Below are 21,414 nucleotides of genomic sequence, written 5' to 3' on the forward strand. Positions count from 1 at the left end.
GTTCAAAGAATGCATTATAAGCTGAGTGTTAAACCAGTTTTGATTCAATAAGCTCAAGTGCTTCTTCTAAAATAGTTTCTACCGCTTTTTTAGCGCGCTCAGGATTGCGCGATTTTATGGTATCTAAAATATCAGCATGTTTTGCTACATCAGCACCTGGAACACCTTTAATGTGGTTGGTATAGCGAATGCTTACGCGCAATGCGGTGCTTATAAATTCAGTTAACTGCACAAAAAAACGATTGTTACTTGCCACTAATATGCTGGTATGAAAAGCAATATCTGCTTCAAGTGGATCGTCTAGCCCTTCATCAGCGTCAGCCATACGTGTAAGCGCGTTATCAATCTCTGCCAATTGCTCTTTAGTTGCGGTCATTGCAGCAAGTGCGGCCGCTTGTGGCTCGAGTGCAACACGGACTTGAGTAAATTCTTTTAATAATGAAAGTGATGGTTTACTGCTTAAAATCCAACGCAGTACGTCGGTATCAAACATGTTCCAGCTGCTTTCTGGGAGTACGCGAATACCTTGCTTAGGGCGTGACGAAATTAACCCTTTAGCAGAGAGCATTTTTACAGCTTCGCGAGTGGCGCTGCGGCTCACATCGTATTTAATACATAGGTCAGCTTCTGATGGTAAACCTTCACTTACTGGGTACACGCCACGCACAATAGCAAAACCTAAATCGTGAGTTAGTTGATGTGTTAAATTTTGGCGAGGTTGGCTTTTCATTGTGCAAATTTCCGAGTTCATTATTGCTTGGTTATATATCATATATCATATTAATGTACGTAAGGATATGATATAAACTTTTAATTAGCTAAATATTTTAACACAGCAATAACAACTTAGTTTGGCTCTTTATACTGTAAATGTAAGTTTATAAAGAGTTTAAATAAAATTGAAAATGCGCCGTATGGAGAGTTTAATTTGGACACCCTAGCTCAATATCATAGTATTTCTGGCAAAGTGATTTTTATTACAGGTGGTGCATCAGGCATTGGCAGAGCAATGGTTAAGTCCTTTGTAAACCAAAATGCAAAAGTAGCATTTATAGATATTGATGATAAGGCAGCGCAATCGCTTATTCGTGATTTACCCAATGCAAAACTATGGTATAGGCAAGTCGATGTAACTGACTCTCATGCACTTCAGCAATCACTTGTGGATGCATGCGCCGCTTTTGGTGCCATTAATGTATTAGTTAATAATGTAGCGAACGACCGCCGCCAAGCGAGCGAAGACGTTACAGTGCAAGACTGGGATCAGTGCTTACAAATAAACTTAAACCCTGCATTTTTTGCCTCTCAAGTTGCTATGTCTTTTATGAAAGGCGATGGAGCCGGCAGTATCATTAACTTTAGCTCTATTAACGCCATTATGGGCCAGCCACAAATGGCAGGCTATGTAACCGCAAAAGCAGGGCTAATTGGTATGACTAAGGCATTGGCTCGCGATTACGGCGAGTTTGGTATTCGCGTTAACGCTATTTTACCTGGGTGGGTTGCTACCGACCGTCAACTAGCAAGCTGGTTTACCGAAGAAGAGCAAGTTAAGTGGATGGAAGCCATGGCGCTTAAAAAGTTAGTTACCCCTGAAGATGTTGCTAATTTGGCACTCTTTTTAGCCGCCGATGAAAGCAGTATGATCACCGGGCAGAGTATTAAAATCGACGGTGGGAGGCTTTAAAGCTTGGCTACTTCATCTCTTTTTATTGCTGTTGACTGGGGCACGAGCCATTTACGTGCTTATTTGTGTGAAGTACAAGCGCAATCAACACTTAAACTATTAGCACAACGTGATGGCCCTGGTGTTGTTAAGGCGAGTCAAAATTTTGAGCAAACCCTAGTCGACACTATTACGGTATGGCAGCAAGAATATGGAAGTTTACCTATATATATTGCCGGGCAAATTACCTCAAGTATTGGCTGGCACGAAACACCTTATTTAGAATGCCCAATTAATCCCGAAGGGTTACTTAATGCAGCAGTTAGCTTTGATTGTGCTGGGCATACAATTAAAGCGTTACCTGGCACAAAGTGTACGCTACAAAATGGCTTGTTTGATGTAATGCGCGGCGAAGAGTTGCAAATTTTGGGGTTTTTAAAACAAAACCCAGAGTATCAACAAGGTAAAATATTATTATGTTTACCAGGTACACACACAAAATGGGTGCTTATAAACAACGGCGAAATCATTTGCTTTAAAACAGCCATGACCGGCGAGCTATATGATTTACTGTGCCATCAAAGTGTGCTCATCCCCAGCGACTGCGAAGATGGTTGTTTTGATTGGATAGCATTTGAGCAAGGCTGTAAGTTAACACTTGGCAGTGACAGTGGTAATTTAGCACATGGTATTTTTAGCGTGCGTACCCGTCAGCTTTCAAAGGAGTTAACACCAGTGCAAGCTAAAGCCTATTTATCAGGTGTATTAATTGGTAGTGATGTGCGCGCAGCTCGTCACGCTAGCGAATGGCAATTATTGGGTGATACTCAGGTAATTGTAATTGGCACTAAGCAGCTTAATAAGTGTTTTTCTACCGCACTAAGTCAAATAGGCGTGAACTGTGTTGAGTTTGATATTAAAGAAGCTACGTTGAGCGGCTTTAATTTTTTATATAGCCAGTAAAATTAAAGCCCCTTTATAACGGTCAGGCTATAAAGGGGCTTTACGGGAAGTAATTAAAAACCTTTAAAATCAATTGCTTTAACTATTATTTAGCGCTTTTAGTCGCTTTGCGTTGTTCAATATAATTAGTAAGCGTTGCGGTTTGCTCTTCATTTAATCGCAGTCCTAACTTGGTGCGGCGCCATAATATGTTATATGCGTTTTCAGCCCATTCTTCATTTAATAAAAAATCAACTTCTGCTGCAAATAAGTGATGACCAAAATCTTGTCCTAAATCGCTTAATTGCTTTGCGTTGCCTAAAACGTGGGTAGTACGTGTACCATAAGTACGCACAAAGCGATTTAATAGTATTTGTGGTAACCAATTATAGTGTGTTTGCAGTTGTGTTTTGAGTGCTTTTACAGAGCTAAAATCACCACCGGGTAAAGCGCTGTGCTTGGTCCATGCTTCACCCATTTGTGGATAAAAATCTTCAAGCATATTAACCGCAGCTTCTGCAAGTTTACGATAAGTAGTAATCTTACCACCAAACACACTCAGTAAAGGCGTGTTCTTACCTTCATTAGAAAGCTCTAGTTTATAGTCACGAGTAACCGCTTGTGCATTAACTGATTCGTCATCAAGCAAGGGACGTACGCCCGAAAAGGTATGCACAATGTCTTGGCGTTTAATCGGCGTTTTAAAGTAGCTATTAGTAATATCGATAAGGTAATCGATTTCTTCTTCGCTAATTTTTACATCCTGTGCGGCACCTTTGTGTTCTACATCAGTTGTGCCAATAAGTGAGAAGTCATCTTCAAACGGAATAACAAACACAATACGCTGATCTTTGTTTTGTAAAATATAAGCGTGTGGCTCATCGTGAATGCGCGGGACTACTATGTGGCTGCCTTTTACAAGGCGAATATTTTGTGGCGATTTTTCTTTAAGTGCTTCATCAAATAATTTAGCAACCCAAGGACCCGCCGCATTTACAATGCCTTTAGCTGAAATAGCATAGCGAGATTGAGTACCTTGTTGCTCAAGCGTTACTTGCCATTTACCTTGCTCACGATGCGCTTTTACACACTTAGTTTTTGTAGCAATTACAGCGCCTTTTTGTTGCGCAGCTAATGCATTTAAAATGACTAAACGAGAGTCATCAACCCATCCGTCTGCATACTCAAAACCCTTAGTAATAGAGGGTTCTAGTACGCTATGTTCGCCAAATTTAATGCTTTTTGAACTAGGCAAAGTAACGCGCTTAGCTAAGTTGTCGTACATAAACAAGCCAATACGAATCATCCAAGCTGGGCGTAAATGCTTTTGATGTGGCAATCTAAATGTCAGCGGCCACATAATGTGAGGGGCATTTTTTAAAAGCACTTCACGCTCAGCTAGTGCCTCTTTTACTAATCTAAATTCGTAATGCTCGAGGTATCGCAAACCGCCGTGTATAAGCTTAGAGCTGTTTGAAGAGGTTGCACAAGCTAAGTCAGACTGTTCGCACAAAAGTACTTTAAGTCCTCTACCTGCAGCATCTGCTGCTATGCCTGTGCCATTTACACCGCCACCGATGACTAGTAAGTCATATTCGTTATCTGCTAATTCCACCGAGCACCCTTTTTATTTGTAATATAAATAATACATATAGCATCATAAAGCTGCTGTTTTCATTTGACAATAGAAAACCCAGTTTTTTATTCGTTAAATTTTTGCGCTGATCTATTTGTAATTTAGGGCAGTAAAGCACGTATTTTTTTAACCGACTATTTAGCGAGGTTAAAAAGGTAAAGTGACTAAAGCAATTGCCTAGCCACGTCTTAATTACTGCGAGCAGTTTTTATTTGTTAAACATACTTGGGCAACACAATGCTGCCATTTTGCATAGAGATCGTTACGTTCATCGGCGCTCATGGTTGGTTCAAAACGACGGTCGCACGTCCACATTTTTGATAACTGCTCAGTTGACTCGTACACACCAGTTTGTAAGCCTGCTAAATATGCTACGCCTAAAGAGGTCGTTTCGGTCACAGTTGGGCGCTCTACGGTTGCACCTAAAATGTTTGATAAAAAGGTCATTACCCAATTGTTTTTTACCATGCCGCCATCTACACGAAGCACACTTGGGCGAAGACCATCACGCTCCATCGCTTTTTGTAAATCTTTGGTTTGGTAACCAACCGATTGCAGCGCTGCAGCAACTATGGTGCTAATCCCCGAATCGCGTGTTAGGCCTAAAATAGCGCCACGTGCATTAGGGTCCCAATAAGGCGCGCCTAAACCCGTAAACGAAGGCACTAAAAATACACCATGATCGAGCGGTACATCTTTAACCATCGACTCACTTTCGCCTGCATGACTAAGTAGCTTTAAGCCTTCAACAATCCACTGCATGGTTGCACCAGCCATAAAAATACTGCCCTCAATGGCGTAAGTTGGCTTGCCGTTTAATCTATAAGCAACAGTGGTCAATAAGCGGTTTTCTGAGGTCAGTGCTTTTTCGCCAGTATTGAGCATTAAAAAACAGCCAGTACCATATGTACTTTTAGCCATGCCTTGCTCAAAACATGCGTGGCCAACAAGCGCAGCTTGTTGATCGCCTGCAATACCACATACGCGAATTGGCGCGCCAAAAATGTCAGCACTGGTTGAGCCAAACTCATCAGCTGAATCCATTACTTCTGGCAGCATAGATTTTGGAATATCGAATAACTCTAGAAGCTCTTGATCCCATTGCTGGGTGTGAATATTAAATAACATAGTGCGCGATGCATTGGTTGCATCGGTGCGGTGTTCTTTGCCGTTAGTTAGCTGCCAAAGTAGGTAAGTGTCAACTGTACCGAAGGCGAGTTCGCCAGCAAGCGCTTGTTCGCGTGCGCCCTCGACATTATCTAAAATCCAACGAATTTTAGTGGCCGAAAAATAAGGATCGAGCAATAAGCCTGTTTTTTCGCTTATCGTTTGGCAAAGCTCATCAGTTGTTAGGCTTTCGCAATAGTCACTCGTGCGGCGGTCTTGCCAAACAATCGCGTTATAAATAGTTTTGCCTGTTTTTTTGTTCCACACTAAAGTGGTTTCGCGCTGGTTGGTGATACCAATAGCAATAATTTCTTCAGGCTTTACATCATTTTCAACGAGTACTTCGCGGCTGGTGCTAAGTACTGTTTGCCAAATATCGTTAGGATCGTGTTCAACCCAGCCATTTTGTGGAAAATGCTGCGGGAATTCTTGTTGTGCTGTACCAAAAACGTCTGCATCTTTTGTAAACAAGATGGCCCGAGAGCTTGTGGTTCCTTGATCAATTGAGAGTATGTATTTGGACATAGTTATTAATATTATTTATCTTACATATAGCTAGATTGCCTTTAACTGAGGCTAATGGCAATGATTTTTTCTTAAAATTCCTGATTAAAAAGTAAGCGTGTTTTTTAACTGTTAACTCTTTAATAAAACACGTTTTACTTTGAGGTGATTTTAAGTGCGAACACGGCTATAAAAAAATAGCCGTGTTGAGTAAGTTATTTAGCGTGTGGTTTAGCTTGCTGCCAATCCATACCGGTAGAAAAGCGATTATCAAACCCGCGCCACTGTGGTAGTGGTTTAGCGTCAACAACAGCTTGGTCGCCGTTTTGTGGTAAATCTAAGTATTCACATTGAGTGGTTATGCCTTTTACATGACAGTCCATCATCGCAAGTACAAAATGCTTGTTGGTTTCGTTAATTGTGCGCATAGACCATGATGGCTCGTAGTAATGACCAATATCTAATTCACTGCTGCTTTGTGCAATAGCAGGAGCTGGATGAGGTGCAATATTATGGCGCGCATTTTTGTAAGTAAGCATGTACTTATCTTGGCTGCCTGTCTGGTTATAAAGGTTTTTAATGCCTTCAAAACCCGAAATGTCATCTAAGTCACCGGCTACATAAAGTGATGGCACTCTAATATTTTGCATTGCTTTGGCATCAAATATAGCGTGCTGTCCGCCCCATGGTGCAAAGGCCACCATCGCTTTTATACGCGGGTCTATTTTTGGGTTTTGGTATTGCCCACCAGCGCAGCTGTTTAGTAATTGCTGTACTTTTTCAATTTGAACAGGGTCTTTCATACCCGTAAACATAGCCGTTGTTTGCTCATTAAAAGCGTAACAACCACCTATCGTATTTACAGCGCCATAGCCACCCATTGAGTAACCAATTACGCCTGCGCTTTTCTTATCTACTTGCTTGCTTGCAAAGTTGTTTTGCTCATTAAAGTAATTAATAACAAACTGCTGATCGCGTGAGCGATTTATAAGCGTGCTAAAAAAGCCAGAGAACGGCGCATTTTTAAAATCAACATCGGCATTGGTTGAGTCAGTATGATCAATAGCTACCACAATGTAACCGTGCGACGCTAAATGCTCGCCAAGGTAGTACATAATTGTACGGTAACCGGTATAACCGTGCGAAAGCACTATCACAGGGTAGTGTTCTTTATTATTAATGGCGACATCACGCATTGCATCGGCTTGCAGAGTAAACTCTTTACCTGAGCGAGTTTCATCTGTGTAGCTGCTAAGTGGCGCTTTTGCTGTATTTGCAGCCGGATACCACACTTCTACTTTTAAAGGGCGATCTTTTTGACCTTGTGTAGCGGGGTCAAATTGCGCAGGGTTAACTAAATCAAGTGTTTTCACGCCTACGTTGTAACTTCCTTTAGCTGCAAGCTCTGGCAATACTTCGCTAGTGATTGGCGGATATAGCTGCTCAGGCTCATTAGATGCAGCAACCGCTACACTCGCAGATAGACTGCACGTAGCTAACAATATGGCTTTTGAAAGCCCTTTTAATTTGTGTGTCGTTGTCATTGTGTATCCTTGTTGTGTATTTTTATTTTTAATTTTGAGCTCTGCTGATTCTACGTTACTGCTGTATTTCAGCTGCCATTGGGCTCTTAGCGTATCCATTATGTTCATAACCCGTAAGCTAGTACTCAGTGGTAATGCGCTGCTTTGTGTTTGTTTTTGTAATATACACTGCGTGACATGTGTAATTTCAAACTTAAAGCTTTCATCATCGTTAAAGTTGTATTCAAAGTATTGCGGGTCTTGGCCGTTTATGTGTAGCTCTAACGTTTGTGCACCTACAAACTGAGGGATTCGAATATAGCCAAGCTCACCATTAATACATGCTTCTGTTGGGCCATTTTGCTGTAGTGCGCTGGCAAGAGATGCAAATTGCCCGTTACCGTAATCAACTATAGCAGTGCTTCGCTCATCAACGCCGGTTGTGCTTTTATGTACAAAGGATTTGATGTGTTCAGGGGTTTTATTAAAGACTACATCAGCAATCGAAATAGGATAAATACCTAAATCGAGCAGGGCGCCACCCGCTGTTGCAGGGTTCATTAATCGATGAGTGTCGGCAAAGCTGCCAGGTAAACTAAAGTTGGCATTAACACTGTGCACATGACCAATAACACCTTCACTTAGGAGTTGTTGTAACTTTACTATGGCTGGTAAAAACCGCATCCAAACACCTTCCATTAAAAAGCAGTTTTGTTGCTTGGCAAGCTCAGTGAGGTTTTGCAATTGCTTAGCATTAACGGTAATCGGTTTTTCGCTTAGCACGTGTTTATTGTGTGTTAAGCATTGGGCGATAGTTTTAAAGTGTTGATCGTGGGTATTGGCAATATATATGGCGTCTATATTTGGGCATTGAATAAGTGCTTGATAGCTTTCATAGCCTTGAATATTGTACGGTGTGGCAAATTCTTTAGCGCGCTGCACACTCGTTGATGCAGCGCCAATAAGCTGTGCATTACTGCAATGCACAATGCTTTTAGCAAAGGTGTGAGCTATATTGCCACACCCAACAATTCCCCAATTAACCTTTGCCATACTTATTCCTTAAGTTTATTTAAAAAGACGTAATGTGTAATCCTGAACCCGCTGAACATACGTAAATATCTGCATTTAAGCTAAAGCGCTCAAAGTAATGCTTTTCTACCGCAGCTTTAATAAGAGGTACTTCAGCATCGCGACACAAACATACAATTGCGCCACCAAAACCACCCCCTGTCATACGTACTGCGCCGCGATCGCCCATCGCTTCTTTACAAATTTCAACTAAGCCATCGGTTGCAGGTACGGTTACTTCAAAGTCGTGTTTAAGTGACTGGTGTGATGCAGCCATTAATTCGCGAAGTTGCTCCATATCATTGGTTTGCAATGCAGTAGTTGCTGCAATTACACGGTCGTTTTCGCTAATTACGTGGTGTGCACGTTTATATTCATTTTCGCTTAATGTCGACTTTACTGCTTGCAGGCCAGTCATGGTGGCTTGGCGAAGTGTTTCTACACCCATTTTTACAGCAGCTTGTTCGCAGTCAATACGGCGCTGGTTGTATTCGCTATCAACCAACTTACGCGGGTAGTTAGAGTTAACAATAACAATATTTAAATCATCAGGAACTTTAACTGATTTGGTTGCTAAGTTTTCACAGTCAATTAATAGTGCATGACCACTCTCGCCTTTAGCTGAAATAAGCTGATCCATAATGCCGCATTGGCAATGCATAAAGTCGTTTTCGGCTTCTTGGCCAAATAGCGCAATTTGCTCTTCTTTTAAACCCAACTGTGCAATATGGTTAAACATACCGCCTACAGCAACTTCTAGTGCGGCCGATGACGACAAGCCACTGCCTTGCGGTAAGTTACTATCAATAAGTAGGTCAGCACCACGTAATGTATAGCCTGCTCGTTTAAGCACAAAAGCCACAGCACGAATGTAGTTACCCCATTGCGATAGACCTTCGCTGATTACCTCATCAATACTGAAGCTGTCTTGCTCGCCAGGGTAATTTAAAGAATGCACAGTGATAATATTGTCGTCGCGCTCTTTAAACATTACTTGGGTGCGAAACTCTAACGAACACGGTAAAACAAAGCCGTCGTTGTAGTCGGTAAATTCGCCAATGAGGTTTACACGCCCCGGTGCCGCAGCAATACCTTGAGCAGGCGCGCCATACAATGACAAAAATTGTTGTTGGAATTCGTTAAGCTTCATCTGCGTGTCCTGCTGTATCTTTATAATGTGTGTTACTTGCTGCTTGTAAAATAGAAGCAGCGGTTTCTGCGCTTAAATCGCGTTGGCTTTCGCCTAGCATTTCGTAGCCTACCATGTGTTTTTTAACAGTAGCAGAACGAAGTAGCGGCGGATAAAAATGTGCATGTAAGCGCCAATGCTGCTCATTAGAGCCTCTATTAGCGGGTGCATTGTGCCAACCCATTGAGTAGGGGAAGTTGCAATTAAATACGTTGTCGTACTTAGTGGTTAATACTTTAAGTGCCTGAGCGAGTGAATCGGTTTGCGCATCATTTAGCTGGCTAAAGTTTTGAATGTTATCTTTAGTCACGATCATTGTTTCAAACGGCCACGCTGCCCAAAATGGCACAATAACTAGCCAATGTTCGTTTTCAAATACAACACGTGTTTGATCTGCTTGCTCTTTTTTCGCGTAATCGGCAAGCATAGCTGTGCCATGCTTTTTATAATAGGCGAGCTGCTGGGTATCTTCGGCTTCCATTTCGGTTGATAAATGCGAGTGAGCCCATACTTGGCCGTGAGGATGAGGTTGCGAACAACCCATTATCTCGCCTTTATTTTCAAAAACTTGTACGCATTCGTACTGCTGTGCAAGCTCTGTGTAATTTTTTTTCCAGGTTTTTACTACTTCGTGCAATGCGTTTTGGCTAAGTTCTGGTAGTGTTTTATTATGCTCTGGAGAAAAACAAATTACGCGGCATTCGCCACTGGCTTCGTCGGCAATAAATAAATCACTGTCTGACTCTAAGCCTTGTAATTGCCCGCTGGCATTAGGTGTTAATGCGCCAAAGTCATTTCTAAATACGTGTGTGTATTTGTAATCAGGGTTACTGTCGCCATTTGCACGGGTATTGCTTGGGCAAAGTGGGCAGTTTTCATCGTGTTTTGGTAATACGTTTTCGTTAACGGCTTCTGTTGCGCCTAACCATGGGCGGTTATTACGATGAGGGGATACTAATACCCAACGACCCGTTAGCGGGTTTTTACGTCTGTGAGTACTTTCTAATAAAGCCATATTAACTCTCCAACCCACTTGGGTAATTAGTTTGCCAGCGCCATGTGTCATTTGTCATATCGCTAAGTGTTAGTTTTGCGTGCCAGTTAAGTGTGTTTTGCGCTTTTGTGGCATCGGCGTAATTACAGGCAATATCACCTGATCGGCGCGGCGCAATTTGATAAGGAATATCTTTATTGGCTGATGCGCTAAATGCGTTGATCATATCAAGCACAGAATAACCTTGCCCCGTACCTAGGTTATAAGCATGGAAGGCGGTATCTTTTTTATGCTGCATAAATGCCGCAACATGACCTTTTGCTAAATCTAAAACGTGTATGTAGTCGCGCACGCCTGTGCCATCTTCGGTGTCGTAGTCGTCACCAAAAATATTAACCACGTCGCGTTTGCCTACCGCAGTTTGGGCAATAAAGGGCATTAAGTTATTCGGTATACCATTGGGGCTTTCACCTAATAAACCACTTGGGTGTGCACCTACTGGGTTAAAGTAACGCAGTGCAATACCCATAAATTGACGGTTGGCATTACATACATCCTGCATGGCTTGTTCAACCATGACCTTTGTCCAACCATATGGGTTAGTTGCGCGTATAGGGTGCTTTTCGTCAATAGGTAAGTACTCGGGCTCGCCATACACAGTAGCTGATGAGCTAAATATAATGTGGTTAACGCCTGCCTCTTGCATGCTTTGTAGCATACTGAATGTGCCCGACACATTATTTTGATAATAACGCAGTGGTTGCTCAGTTGACTCGCCAACCGCTTTTAAAGCCGCAAAGTGAAAAACAGCTTCGGCTTTAGTCTGTTTTAGGGCGAGCTTAAATTGTTGCTCGTCTTGAATGTCACCTAAAATAAACTCAAACCGAGTGCCAGTAATCTTTTCGAGCTGATCAAGTACACGAGGGCTCGCATTAGATAAGTTATCGTAAATAACAGGCTCAATGCCTGCTTCATGTAATGCAATACATGTGTGGCTGCCTATGTAGCCCATACCGCCAGTAACTAAAACCTTCATGTTTTGTCTCGAAAGATTATTTATATGATAAATACTACTATTAAGGGGGTGTAAAAACAATAGTAATAATCTAAGCGAAATTCAAATAAAAGAGTAAAAAGTATTCACTCACTGGCTCGTAGTATTATTAATTAACTCTATAAAGTGATTCAACTGCGTGCCAAATTATTAGCGTTATATAAGGGGAATACGATAGCGATATAATTGACTTTAATACTGTAAATCTATTTTTTACTACTGTAGCGCAGCACACATAAAACATATAAATGAAAAAAACTATTTTAATCACAGGTGCAACAGACGGCATTAGTTTAGAAACGACAAAAATGCTACGAACCCAAGGTCACACTGTGTTACTTCATGGGCGTACCAGCAAAAGCTTAATAATGTACAAGTAATGCTAAATGAGCACTATTCTCAAGCAAGTAGTCAACGCTATATAAGTAATTTAAGTGAAATAGCACAGGTATATAATTTGGCGGATAAAATAAGTGCTGAGCATTCACAGCCTAACGCATTTATTGGTAATAAAGCGCTATCAGATAGCGCAGCTTATGCGCAAAGTAAGTTGGGTCTTACTATGTGGTCACGTTATTTTGGGCTTAAGTTAAAAGAGGCGGATCCGTTAGTTGTATCTATTAATCCAAAGTTGTTGTTGGGTAGCAAAATGGTTAAGGATGCGTACGGGTTAGATGGTGGTGATTTAAAATTAGGTGCTAATATTTTGTCGGGCTGTACTGAGTGATGAATTTAATGATACTACAGGTTTGTATTTTGATAACGATGCGCAGTATTTTTCTCCGCCGCACAAAGTTTAACACGCCCTAAAATCCAACAACGTGTTGATAAGCTGGAGGTTGTTTTAGCAAAGCTTAAACTAGTTTGACGTCGGTGAAGTATAGGTCGTTTAATGTAAGTAAGTGTCCACTGCTAACAGTGAGCTCTTACTTACAAATGTATTTTAGCTTTGTTCTGCTTGTAGTAAACAGTTGTATAGCCAATCTTTTAGTTCTGAGCGGTCATGTTTTAGTTGATGCATTTGCTCATCGCCAATTGGCGCATCTTTGAGCTCCAATGATCTTATTTCTTTATCTAGCTTATCGTACTTATCAGCTTGCTTAGCAAACTCTGTGTCGCTTTCACTTAGCTTTGTAATGGAATTTAAATGTTCAGGGAAGTCATTAGTTAATGAGTGTTTTTCGCCTAACATATTTGCTCCTTAGTAGGATATAAATGAGCTCACAAGTAAGTGAGTCGATTAATACCAATACACAATAATACGTAATCAATTTGAAGGATTGAACCAGGTGCCCACAGCGTTAAAAACTTCTGATATACGACTTCATAGATGCAGAGCAATGCATAAGCAATTGCGAAAACAACTAAATAACGAAACTTTTGCCTTGTTATCGACTCGGTTTTCTTATTTCAAAATAGACTATTTATTTAAGCGAATTGGTATGAGTGAATTATCACCTTCTCATTTAATGTATTGGGGCTGACATAATCATAATTCAACCGCTTGTATTTTAATTTGCTTTATATACTTTACAAATCACTGACACTTATTCGTGCTTGAGTTAGAATGCGTCGTGCGGAAATGCCCCGCGATAAATAACTACTTTGAGTGCTTTATTTCATGCTTTTAATGATCGATAACTACGATTCGTTTACTTATAACTTAGTGCAGTATTTTCAGCGATTAGATCAAGACGTGTTAGTTAAACGTAATGATGAGCTAAGCATTGCACAAATTAAACAGCTTAATCCAGAGCATATAGTTATCTCTCCAGGCCCTTGCTCGCCTAACGAAGCGGGTATATCGTTAAGTGTTGTTGAGCAGCTAAAAGGACAGTACCCTATTTTAGGGATTTGCTTAGGGCATCAAACTATCGCTCAAGCCTTGGGCGGTGATGTAATTCGTGCTAAAAAAGTAATGCACGGTAAAACATCACAGATAGTCCATACTAATAAAGGCATGTTTAAAGGCTTGGCTAATCCGTTAACAGTGTGTCGCTATCACTCGTTAGTAGTTAAAGCGCAAACACTACCGAAAGCGCTAGAAGTAACCGCATGGACTCAAACTGAGCAGGGTGAGTTTGACGAAATTATGGGGTTACTGCATAAAGAATTAGCAATAGAGGGTGTGCAGTTTCATCCTGAAGCTATTTTAACCGAACATGGTTTAGAATTGCTTGATAACTTTTTAACTCGCTTCTAATCTAAGAGCACTAATTATATTAAATATTTATTAATTTAATGGACGCCATGACCGAACTGAAATTACAGCAGCGTACAGCAAAAATTCTTGATCAACGAGCGCATGATCTATTGTTGGGTCATAGTTTTGCGCACCAGCAAATTGGGTTTATCCATACCTTAGATATTCAATATGGTGAGCCAATGAAGCAACGCACCTTATTAGAGGTAGAGGTTGCAGCGCAAAATGTACGTCAGCAAAGCAGTACGGCTCATCACAAATACCGGGCTCAAGCGAGTGAGCAACTCCACAAGATCATAGAAACAGCAATATTTAAACAACTCAATGACATAGATAGTGTTATCAAAAGTACCATCGGAATTGAAGACAGTGTGGCTACTATCATTGATATTTTAGCGGTTAAATCTGCTACTGTAGGGCGTTTAGAGCCACTGGTTAATGATTTAAGCTGGTTGGGTAGAGAGTTAGTAACGCTGGTTAACCTGCCTTATTATCGTAATCAGCGTAGTAAAAACACCTCCGTAAAGGTAGACAGTCCTGCATTAGCGCTACGTTATATTGGTTTAGATAATTTACAGTTAGTAATCCCTACTTTTGCGGTACGCCATTGGATGCCGCATAGCACTGAACCATTCTCATTGTTAAAGCGCAGGTTACGGGACAGTGCGATGGCAAATGCCATTGCGGCACAAAAAATTGCGCAAATAAATAATGTAAACGACGTTCATGCGTTTACACTCGGTATGCTTTTAGATGTAGGTCGAATTGCATTAGTGCGTTTGTATTTAAAAACCTTTGAACAAGTATGGCAACGCAAAGTACAGATTGCCCGCGAAGAAAATCAAAAAGATTTACATACAGCCTTATTAGAACTTCAGCCAGATCCACTTTTTTTAACTACGCTGCTTAGCAATAAATCGATAGTAGTAAGTGCCAAAGTAATAGACAAAATGGCATTTAAATATTTACCTTTTAAAGGTGTGATGCAACAGTTAGCAAATGGAGTTGATGAAGGTGATACGCCACTACCTTTAACGCAGGTTATATTAAAAGCACGATGTTACTCTCAATATTTAAATCTAAAAGAGCACCAGCTTATTGAGCCTGACGAATTAGCAACCTGGTTTTCGCATTTTAAGTTTACTAAAACGGAGCTAAAAACCCTCCAAATGAGTAATTTTACCAATTTAGCTATCCAAATTGACTAAAATATTGAAATTTTTGTTAATTTTTTAGCGACTAATCATTCATTTTCACTCTATTGTTATATTGCATCTTTAACGCTTAAAGCGTGTACGTCTCAGTGCCCATGCGGTGAATTACTTAAAACTGAGCAAAATTGGTTATGCAAATAGTTATTCACTATCTATGAAATAATATCTTTAGCCCTTTATTTTAAAGGGATACATGAAAGTTTTTAACGAGACAGATATCAGTAATTCTGAAATAATGTACGTCTGAAAATTGAACCACAAAGCAATTTTGCGCAATTATCAGGGTCCTGATCTTGCCTATAACGTTGGTTACAAATATTAACCAAACACCTATTTTAATGTTTTGTGTTGCTCACAATTAAGAGGAAATAAAATGACAGTCAATCGCGAATTATTTGATCACGTAATGGTTCCTAACTACGCACCTTCAAGCGTAATTCCTGTTCGAGGCGAAGGTTCTCGCGTATGGGATCAAGAAGGTCGAGAGTTTATCGACTTTGCTGGTGGTATTGCAGTTAACTGTCTTGGCCATTGCCACCCCGCATTAGTAAGCGCATTAAAAGAGCAAGGCGAAAAAATTTGGCATCTATCAAATGTAATGACCAATGAGCCGGCACTTCGCCTAGCTAAAAAAATGGTTGATGCTACATTTGCTGATAAAGTTTACTTTGCCAACTCTGGCGCAGAAGCAAACGAAGCAGCGCTTAAATTAGCGCGTCGTTTTGCACTTGATAAATTTGGCGCAGAAAAATCACAAATAATCGCGTTCAACAAAGGCTTTCACGGTCGTACATTTTTTACTGTAACTGTTGGCGGCCAAGCGGCATATTCAGATGGTTTTGGTCCTAAGCCTGGCGACATTGTACATTGTGATTACAACGACCTAGCTGCTTTTGAAGCGCTTATCAGCGACAAAACATGTGCTGTAATGATGGAACCTCTACAAGGTGAAGGCGGTATTGTTTCGCCAACTGACGAGTTTGCTCAACAAGTTCGCGATTTATGTACTAAACACAACGCACTACTTATTTTTGATGAAGTTCAAACAGGTGTTGGCCGTACAGGCGACTTATACGCATACCAAGGTTTAAATGTAGTACCTGATATATTAACTTCAGCAAAAGCATTAGGCGGTGGTTTCCCAATTGGCGCTATGATCACAACAACTGAAATTGCACAGCATCTTAAAGTAGGTACTCATGGTTCTACTTACGGCGGAAACCCGCTAGCGTGTGCTGTTGGAGAAGCTGCATTCGACACCGTAAATACCCCTGAAGTTCTTGCTGGCGTAAAAGAAAAAGCAGCCCTATTTAACGAGCTACTTGCAGCGGTAAACGAAAAATACAACGTATTTAGCGAAATTCGCGGTAAAGGTTTATTAATTGGCGCTGTAGTTAACGAGCAATACAAAGGTCGTGCAAAAGATTTTTTAGTAGCTGGTACTGAGCAAGGTCTTATGTCATTAATTGCGGGTGCAGATGTAATACGTTTCACTCCATCTTTAGTAATTCCTGAAGCGGATATTCGCGAAGGTATGGCACGCTTTGAAAAAGCAGTAGCAAGCGTAGTAAACGCATAAGCGACTTAAGCCAACCAATTAAGGGCAAGCACCGCTTGCCCTGCAATTCCTATTTACCGTTATTGATAAGGGAGCAAGCGGACTCATGATGATCCTTCGCCCAATCCAGCAAAATGATTACTCAGCATTACTGAAAATTGCCCACGAATCGGGCCATGGTTTTACATCTTTGCCTTTAAACGAAGAACTATTGCAAAAGAAAATAGACCATTCTGTAAGTTCATTTGCTAAGCAAACGTCACAACCTGGTGACGAAGGCTACCTGTTTGTTCTTGAAGATAGCGAAACCGGTGACGTTGTAGGAACATCTGCAATTGAAGCTGCGGTAGGGCTTGATGATGCGTTTTATCATTATCACTTAAGTAAAGTGATTCACTCTTCGCGTACACTAAACGTATACAAAGCGGTTGATATTTTAACGCTATGTAACGACTACACAGGTGCTACAGAGCTTTGCACATTGTTTTTAAAAGATGGCTATCGTAAAAATTGCAACGGTAAGCTACTTTCAAAAGCGCGTTTTATGTTTATAAAACAGCATAAAGAGCGTTTTGCGCAAACAGTAATTGCAGAAATGCGCGGTGTGTCTGACGAAAACGGCAGCAGCCCTTTTTGGCAGTGGCTTGAAGAGCACTTTTTCTCAATGGATTTTCCGACAGCCGATTACCTAACAGGTATTGGCCAAAAGGTTTTCATTGCTGAACTAATGCCTAAATACCCAATTTATGTAAATTTGCTAAGTAAAGATGCGCAAGCCGTAATAGGTAAAGTACACGACAACACACGCCCAGCAATCGAGTTATTAAAAAGCGAAGGCTTTACGTTTAATGGCTACGTAGACATTTTTGACGGCGGACCAACGGTTGAAGCAAAAGTAGATAACATTGCGACGATTCGTAATGCAAATCACTTTAACGTTGAAATTGGCGAAATGACTGGCGATACCATGGTGTTGCTAGCTAACGAAAAGCTTGAAGATTTTAGAGCAACCATTGCACCAATGACATTCGACGAGCGCGCAAAAAGCCTTATTTTATCGCAAGAAATAGCAGATGCACTGCATTTGCAAACTGGCGATATTGTTAGTGCAACCACGATTTAATTTAGGAGAAAGTATATGACTCATCCTGCACAATTTATTAATGGTCAATGGTCACAAGGCCAAGGCACAGAATTTAATTCAGTAAATCCTGCAAATAACGAGGTTATTTGGCAGGCATCATCAGCAACTGCGGCGCAAGTAGACACCGCAGTAAATGCAGCGCGCGAAGCGTTTTATGCATGGGCTGATAAAAGCTTTACTGAGCGTTTAGAAATAATTAAAGCATTTGCAGCGCAATTAAAAGAAAACAGCGAAGAGCTCGCTATTACTATTGCACAAGAAACAGGTAAGCCACTGTGGGAAACGCGCACAGAAGCGGGTGCTATGGTTGGTAAAATTGCCATTTCTGAAAAAGCATTTTTAGAGCGCACTGGCGATGTAGAAAACGCAATGCCACTTGGGCGTGCGATGATTCGCCATAAGCCACATGGTGTTGTAGCCGTATTTGGTCCGTATAACTTTCCGGGTCACTTACCTAATGGCCACATTGTGCCAGCGCTTTTAGCCGGTAACACGGTTGTGTTTAAACCGTCTGAGCTTACTCCTAAGGTTGCTGAGCTTACGCTTAAACTGTGGGAAAAAGCAGGCTTACCAGCAGGTGTAATCAACCTAGTTCAAGGTGAAGTAGAAACGGGTAAAGCCCTTGCTGCTCATAAAGGGATTGATGGCTTGTTCTTTACGGGTTCTTCGCGCACTGGTCATATTTTACATGAACAGTTTGCGGGTCAACCGGGTAAAATTTTAGCGCTAGAAATGGGGGGTAATAATCCACTTATTATTACTGACGTTGAAGACACGAAAGCGGTTGTTCACGATATTATTCAATCAGCGTTTATCTCAAGCGGCCAACGTTGTACGTGTGCACGTAAACTATTTTTACCAACAGGTAGCAAAGGCGATGTGATACTTGAGCGTTTAATCACAGCTACTAAAGCGATTAAAGTAGGCAACTACGATGATGCAGACCAGCCATTTATGGGCTCTATGATCTCATCAGCGGCAGCAGCAGGCATGGTTAAAGCGCAAAACGAGCTTGTTGAGCTTGGCGCTCAAGTATTAGTAGAGCTTGAGCACACAGCCAATACCGGCTTTGTAACACCCGGTATTATTGAGTGTACAAATATTAGTGACTTCCCGGATGAAGAGCATTTTGGACCACTTTTAAAAGTATTCCGCTTTGATGACTTTGATCAAGCTATTGATAAAGCAAACGATACAACCTTTGGTTTATCGGCTGGTTTATTAAGTGATAGTGCAGCAGATTACGACCATTTTTTACGTCGTATTCGTGCAGGTATTGTTAACTGGAACCGCCCAATTACTGGCGCATCAAGCGCAGCACCGTTTGGTGGTATTGGCGCATCGGGCAATCACAGAGCAAGCGCGTATTACGCAGCCGATTACTGTGCATACCCAGTTGCTTCAGTAGAGCTTGAAAAAGTAGCGATGCCAGCAACATTAAGTCCAGGCTTAAAAATAGATTAAGTTAATAATACTTAATTGGTATAAAAGCAGCTTCGGCTGCTTTTTTTGTAATTAGGGCGTATTGAACTTTGGTGCATGAATTTGCAGTAGACTATTTGGTTTTTAGGCAAGGCAGAGCCTATGAAGTGTGGTTATTCCCCATAAATAGGCGATAACGCAGGAGCAGTTATCGAGCCCGCTAGGTTATAAACCTCGCGCTGTGGTTTAATTGCCCCTAGATTGAACAAATTTCAATCCACAAAATTCAACACGCCCTAAGCAAAGCTAGCAATCAACAGCGCTTTCTGCTTAAATCAGCGTAAGTAATCTTATTAGGTGGTAAATATCATGGTTTTAGATAGGCAAGGGTATGATGATTTAATCATGTATCTAACTCAAAATTTAGCCCTATTTGAGAAGCCTGGCGAAATAAAACCAGGTGCCCCAACCGTAATGGAATTAATTGAAGACGTTATTGCACACAATGTGATGCTTATTTGTGAGCAACACACAAACCTTAATACAGAGCAGCGCAGCTTAATTGTGCGCGAAGTTGATGGCATAGTTTACGATTTAGAAGAAGTTCTCAGCAGCATCACCTCACAGCCGGTTACGGTTGAACAACACGCGTTTATAGACGAATTTGCAGGTTTAGTTAAAAACTTATTTGATAGCGCTGTTACGCAGTACTCTTAACATTTTTATATAGCTGCATTAGTATATTTTAATTTGCAACTGCAGCTAAGTTGCTTACAATCAAGAAAATATTTTTTTGAGATATAACAATGCAAGCAAATGTAAAATGGGTTGAAGGCGATACGTTTATTGGCCGTTCTAATTCTAACCACAATGTTGTGTTTGATGGCGGCAGCGATAGTGCAGCACCAAGCCCAATGGAAATGGTTTTAATGTCAGTTGGCTGTTGCTCATCAGTTGATGTGGTTAGTATTTTAAAAAAAGCCAAACAAGACTTTTCAGACGTACAAGTGCAACTAACTGCAGAGCGCGCCGAAACCACCCCCCGCGTATTCACTAAAATCAACTTACACTTTGTTGTTACAGGCAATAATGTGTCTGAAAAGCACCTTGCACGCGCCGTTTCACTCTCTGCTGAAAAGTATTGCTCAGTTGCATTAATGCTTGATAAAACAGTAGAAATTACGCATAGCCACGAAGTTGTGCAAGATCAGGCAAAATAACGCTTTTTCCACGAGGGAAATTCGTATAAAATCCGCAAACTTTTCATTCTGCAGGTGCAGAACCCACTAATTTATAGGTTGGTTTATTATGAACAAACCCTTCGATAAACTTAAACTACATGGCTTTAATAATTTAACCAAAAGTTTAAGCTTTAGTATTTACGATATTTGCTACGCAAAGACTGAGCAACAACGTAAAGAATATATTGAATATATCGATGAGCAGTACAGTGCAGATAGACTAACCGACATTTTAGGTGAAGTTGTTGATATTATTGGTGCTAACATTTTAAATGTAGCGCGCCAAGATTATGAACCGCAAGGCGCAAGTGTGACTATTTTGGTTTCAGAAGAACCAGTAGAAGAGCAGCAAAATTACGATGCTGACGAAGCACCAGGCCCATTACCTGATTCAGTGGTTGCGCACCTAGATAAAAGCCACATTTGTGTACACACATACCCAGAAGCTCACCCTGATGATGGTATTTGTACATTCCGTGCAGATATTGAAGTGTCTACTTGTGGCATTATTTCGCCACTTAAAGCGTTAAACTTCTTAATTCATAGCCTTGAGTCAGACGTGGTAACAATTGACTACCGCGTACGTGGTTTTACCCGCGACATAAACGGTGTTAAGCATTACATTGATCATGCTATTAGCTCGATTCAAAACTTCATGACAGAAGATACTAAAGAAGCGTACCAAATGATGGACGTGAACGTGTATCAAGAAAACCTGTTCCATACCAAAATGATGTTAAAAGAAACCGATCTAAACACATATTTATTCGGCCTTTCTACGGCAGATTTATCTGAGGGCGAAGAAGACGAAATTCGCTCAAAGCTGACCCGTGAAATGCAAGAAATATTCTATGGCCGTAACCTGCCAGATACAGAATAATAGCAA

At 41.0% G+C, this 21,414-nt stretch carries 20 protein-coding genes and 1 pseudogene; 12 read left to right on the forward strand and 9 right to left on the reverse strand.

Annotated features, from left to right (window positions below; genetic code table 11):
- Positions 1-28: 28 nt before the first annotated feature.
- Positions 29-730, reverse strand: a complete 702-nt coding sequence (locus P20652_RS16475; protein WP_008165445.1) for a FadR/GntR family transcriptional regulator — start codon at positions 728-730, stop codon at positions 29-31.
- A gap of 198 nt (positions 731-928) precedes the next feature.
- Between P20652_RS16475 and P20652_RS16470 the strand changes: the two genes are divergently transcribed.
- Positions 929-1,687 carry an SDR family NAD(P)-dependent oxidoreductase gene (locus P20652_RS16470; RefSeq protein WP_008165447.1) on the forward strand — a complete coding sequence of 253 codons (759 nt, stop codon included), beginning with the start codon at positions 929-931 and terminating at the stop codon, positions 1,685-1,687.
- Between the two features lie 3 nt (positions 1,688-1,690).
- The gene (locus P20652_RS16465; protein ID WP_008165449.1) at positions 1,691-2,629 is read left to right on the forward strand and encodes a 2-dehydro-3-deoxygalactonokinase; all 939 of its coding nucleotides are present in this window, start codon (positions 1,691-1,693) and stop codon (positions 2,627-2,629) included.
- A gap of 85 nt (positions 2,630-2,714) precedes the next feature.
- On the opposite strand, the gene glpD is transcribed toward P20652_RS16465, so the two are convergent.
- The 7 genes and pseudogenes from glpD to galE all read right to left on the reverse strand — a co-directional run bounded on the left by glpD (position 2,715) and on the right by galE (position 11,728).
- Positions 2,715-4,223 carry a glycerol-3-phosphate dehydrogenase gene (glpD, locus tag P20652_RS16460; protein WP_008165451.1) on the reverse strand — a complete coding sequence of 503 codons (1,509 nt, stop codon included), beginning with the start codon at positions 4,221-4,223 and terminating at the stop codon, positions 2,715-2,717.
- A 213-nt stretch (positions 4,224-4,436) separates the two neighbouring features.
- Positions 4,437-5,936, reverse strand: coding sequence for a glycerol kinase GlpK (gene glpK, locus P20652_RS16455; protein WP_033016891.1), 1,500 nt, complete (start codon positions 5,934-5,936; stop codon positions 4,437-4,439).
- A 194-nt stretch (positions 5,937-6,130) separates the two neighbouring features.
- Complete coding sequence (locus P20652_RS21395) at positions 6,131-7,459, reverse strand: dienelactone hydrolase family protein (protein ID WP_033016899.1); 1,329 nt, start codon at positions 7,457-7,459, stop codon at positions 6,131-6,133.
- A 243-nt stretch (positions 7,460-7,702) separates the two neighbouring features.
- A pseudogene (locus P20652_RS21400) lies at positions 7,703-8,491 on the reverse strand (Gfo/Idh/MocA family protein); the annotation flags it as partial.
- Between the two features lie 19 nt (positions 8,492-8,510).
- Complete coding sequence (gene galK, locus P20652_RS16450) at positions 8,511-9,659, reverse strand: galactokinase (protein ID WP_008165457.1); 1,149 nt, start codon at positions 9,657-9,659, stop codon at positions 8,511-8,513.
- Positions 9,649-10,713 (reverse strand): UDP-glucose--hexose-1-phosphate uridylyltransferase, encoded by a 1,065-nt coding sequence (locus P20652_RS16445; protein WP_008165459.1) that lies wholly within the window; start codon positions 10,711-10,713, stop codon positions 9,649-9,651. Before P20652_RS16445 ends, galK begins: the two co-directional genes overlap by 11 nt.
- 1 nt (position 10,714) lies before the next feature.
- Positions 10,715-11,728 (reverse strand): UDP-glucose 4-epimerase GalE, encoded by a 1,014-nt coding sequence (gene galE, locus P20652_RS16440; protein WP_008165462.1) that lies wholly within the window; start codon positions 11,726-11,728, stop codon positions 10,715-10,717.
- A 266-nt stretch (positions 11,729-11,994) separates the two neighbouring features.
- On the opposite strand from galE, the gene P20652_RS20635 reads away from it, so the two are divergent.
- Together P20652_RS20635 and P20652_RS20640 are read left to right on the forward strand one after the other, a co-directional pair.
- Complete coding sequence (locus tag P20652_RS20635; protein ID WP_008165464.1) at positions 11,995-12,126, forward strand: hypothetical protein; 132 nt, start codon at positions 11,995-11,997, stop codon at positions 12,124-12,126.
- The gene (locus tag P20652_RS20640) at positions 12,126-12,473 is read left to right on the forward strand and encodes a hypothetical protein (protein WP_008165466.1); all 348 of its coding nucleotides are present in this window, start codon (positions 12,126-12,128) and stop codon (positions 12,471-12,473) included. Before P20652_RS20635 ends, P20652_RS20640 begins: the two co-directional genes overlap by 1 nt.
- A gap of 216 nt (positions 12,474-12,689) precedes the next feature.
- Here P20652_RS20640 and P20652_RS16435 read toward each other — a convergent pair whose 3' ends face one another.
- Entirely contained in the window at positions 12,690-12,938 is a 249-nt protein-coding gene (locus P20652_RS16435; RefSeq protein WP_008165467.1) for a YdcH family protein, read from the reverse strand.
- 429 nt (positions 12,939-13,367) lie between these two features.
- On the opposite strand from P20652_RS16435, the gene P20652_RS16430 reads away from it, so the two are divergent.
- The 8 genes from P20652_RS16430 to speD all read left to right on the forward strand — a co-directional run bounded on the left by P20652_RS16430 (position 13,368) and on the right by speD (position 21,408).
- Positions 13,368-13,949, forward strand: coding sequence for an aminodeoxychorismate/anthranilate synthase component II (locus P20652_RS16430; RefSeq protein WP_033016893.1), 582 nt, complete (start codon positions 13,368-13,370; stop codon positions 13,947-13,949).
- A gap of 47 nt (positions 13,950-13,996) precedes the next feature.
- Positions 13,997-15,157 carry an HDOD domain-containing protein gene (locus tag P20652_RS16425; RefSeq protein ID WP_008165472.1) on the forward strand — a complete coding sequence of 387 codons (1,161 nt, stop codon included), beginning with the start codon at positions 13,997-13,999 and terminating at the stop codon, positions 15,155-15,157.
- A 379-nt stretch (positions 15,158-15,536) separates the two neighbouring features.
- Positions 15,537-16,742, forward strand: a complete 1,206-nt coding sequence (locus P20652_RS16420) for an aspartate aminotransferase family protein (protein WP_008165474.1) — start codon at positions 15,537-15,539, stop codon at positions 16,740-16,742.
- A gap of 85 nt (positions 16,743-16,827) precedes the next feature.
- Entirely contained in the window at positions 16,828-17,844 is a 1,017-nt protein-coding gene (gene astA, locus P20652_RS16415; protein WP_008165476.1) for an arginine N-succinyltransferase, read from the forward strand.
- Positions 17,845-17,859: 15 nt separating this feature from the next.
- Entirely contained in the window at positions 17,860-19,329 is a 1,470-nt protein-coding gene (gene astD, locus P20652_RS16410) for a succinylglutamate-semialdehyde dehydrogenase (protein WP_008165478.1), read from the forward strand.
- Between the two features lie 327 nt (positions 19,330-19,656).
- Complete coding sequence (locus P20652_RS16405; protein ID WP_008165479.1) at positions 19,657-20,004, forward strand: DUF3802 family protein; 348 nt, start codon at positions 19,657-19,659, stop codon at positions 20,002-20,004.
- Between the two features lie 89 nt (positions 20,005-20,093).
- Positions 20,094-20,507, forward strand: a complete 414-nt coding sequence (locus P20652_RS16400) for an OsmC family protein (protein WP_008165480.1) — start codon at positions 20,094-20,096, stop codon at positions 20,505-20,507.
- Between the two features lie 88 nt (positions 20,508-20,595).
- Positions 20,596-21,408: an adenosylmethionine decarboxylase gene (gene speD / locus P20652_RS16395; RefSeq protein ID WP_007376266.1), complete on the forward strand. Its 813-nt coding sequence runs from the start codon at positions 20,596-20,598 to the stop codon at positions 21,406-21,408.
- Positions 21,409-21,414: the final 6 nt, after the last annotated feature.

This window comes from Pseudoalteromonas sp. BSi20652 (assembly GCF_000239855.1).
Classification (GTDB): Bacteria; Pseudomonadota; Gammaproteobacteria; order Enterobacterales; family Alteromonadaceae; genus Pseudoalteromonas.

Bases quoted from the DNA above. Each gene is read 5' to 3' on its own strand.
- P20652_RS16475 (WP_008165445.1), bottom strand. From the start codon at position 730: ATGAAAAGCCAACCTCGCCAAAATTTAACACATCAACTAACTCACGAT.
- glpK (WP_033016891.1), bottom strand. From the start codon at position 5,936: ATGTCCAAATACATACTCTCAATTGATCAAGGAACCACAAGCTCTCGG.
- P20652_RS21395 (WP_033016899.1), bottom strand. From the start codon at position 7,459: ATGACAACGACACACAAATTAAAAGGGCTTTCAAAAGCCATATTGTTA.
- galK (WP_008165457.1), bottom strand. From the start codon at position 9,659: ATGAAGCTTAACGAATTCCAACAACAATTTTTGTCATTGTATGGCGCG.
- P20652_RS16445 (WP_008165459.1), bottom strand. From the start codon at position 10,713: ATGGCTTTATTAGAAAGTACTCACAGACGTAAAAACCCGCTAACGGGT.
- galE (WP_008165462.1), bottom strand. From the start codon at position 11,728: ATGAAGGTTTTAGTTACTGGCGGTATGGGCTACATAGGCAGCCACACA.
- P20652_RS20635 (WP_008165464.1), top strand. From the start codon at position 11,995: ATGAAAAAAACTATTTTAATCACAGGTGCAACAGACGGCATTAGTTTA.
- P20652_RS20640 (WP_008165466.1), top strand. From the start codon at position 12,126: ATGCTAAATGAGCACTATTCTCAAGCAAGTAGTCAACGCTATATAAGT.
- P20652_RS16435 (WP_008165467.1), bottom strand. From the start codon at position 12,938: ATGTTAGGCGAAAAACACTCATTAACTAATGACTTCCCTGAACATTTA.
- P20652_RS16430 (WP_033016893.1), top strand. From the start codon at position 13,368: ATGCTTTTAATGATCGATAACTACGATTCGTTTACTTATAACTTAGTG.
- P20652_RS16425 (WP_008165472.1), top strand. From the start codon at position 13,997: ATGACCGAACTGAAATTACAGCAGCGTACAGCAAAAATTCTTGATCAA.
- P20652_RS16420 (WP_008165474.1), top strand. From the start codon at position 15,537: ATGACAGTCAATCGCGAATTATTTGATCACGTAATGGTTCCTAACTAC.
- astA (WP_008165476.1), top strand. From the start codon at position 16,828: ATGATGATCCTTCGCCCAATCCAGCAAAATGATTACTCAGCATTACTG.
- astD (WP_008165478.1), top strand. From the start codon at position 17,860: ATGACTCATCCTGCACAATTTATTAATGGTCAATGGTCACAAGGCCAA.
- P20652_RS16405 (WP_008165479.1), top strand. From the start codon at position 19,657: ATGGTTTTAGATAGGCAAGGGTATGATGATTTAATCATGTATCTAACT.
- P20652_RS16400 (WP_008165480.1), top strand. From the start codon at position 20,094: ATGCAAGCAAATGTAAAATGGGTTGAAGGCGATACGTTTATTGGCCGT.
- speD (WP_007376266.1), top strand. From the start codon at position 20,596: ATGAACAAACCCTTCGATAAACTTAAACTACATGGCTTTAATAATTTA.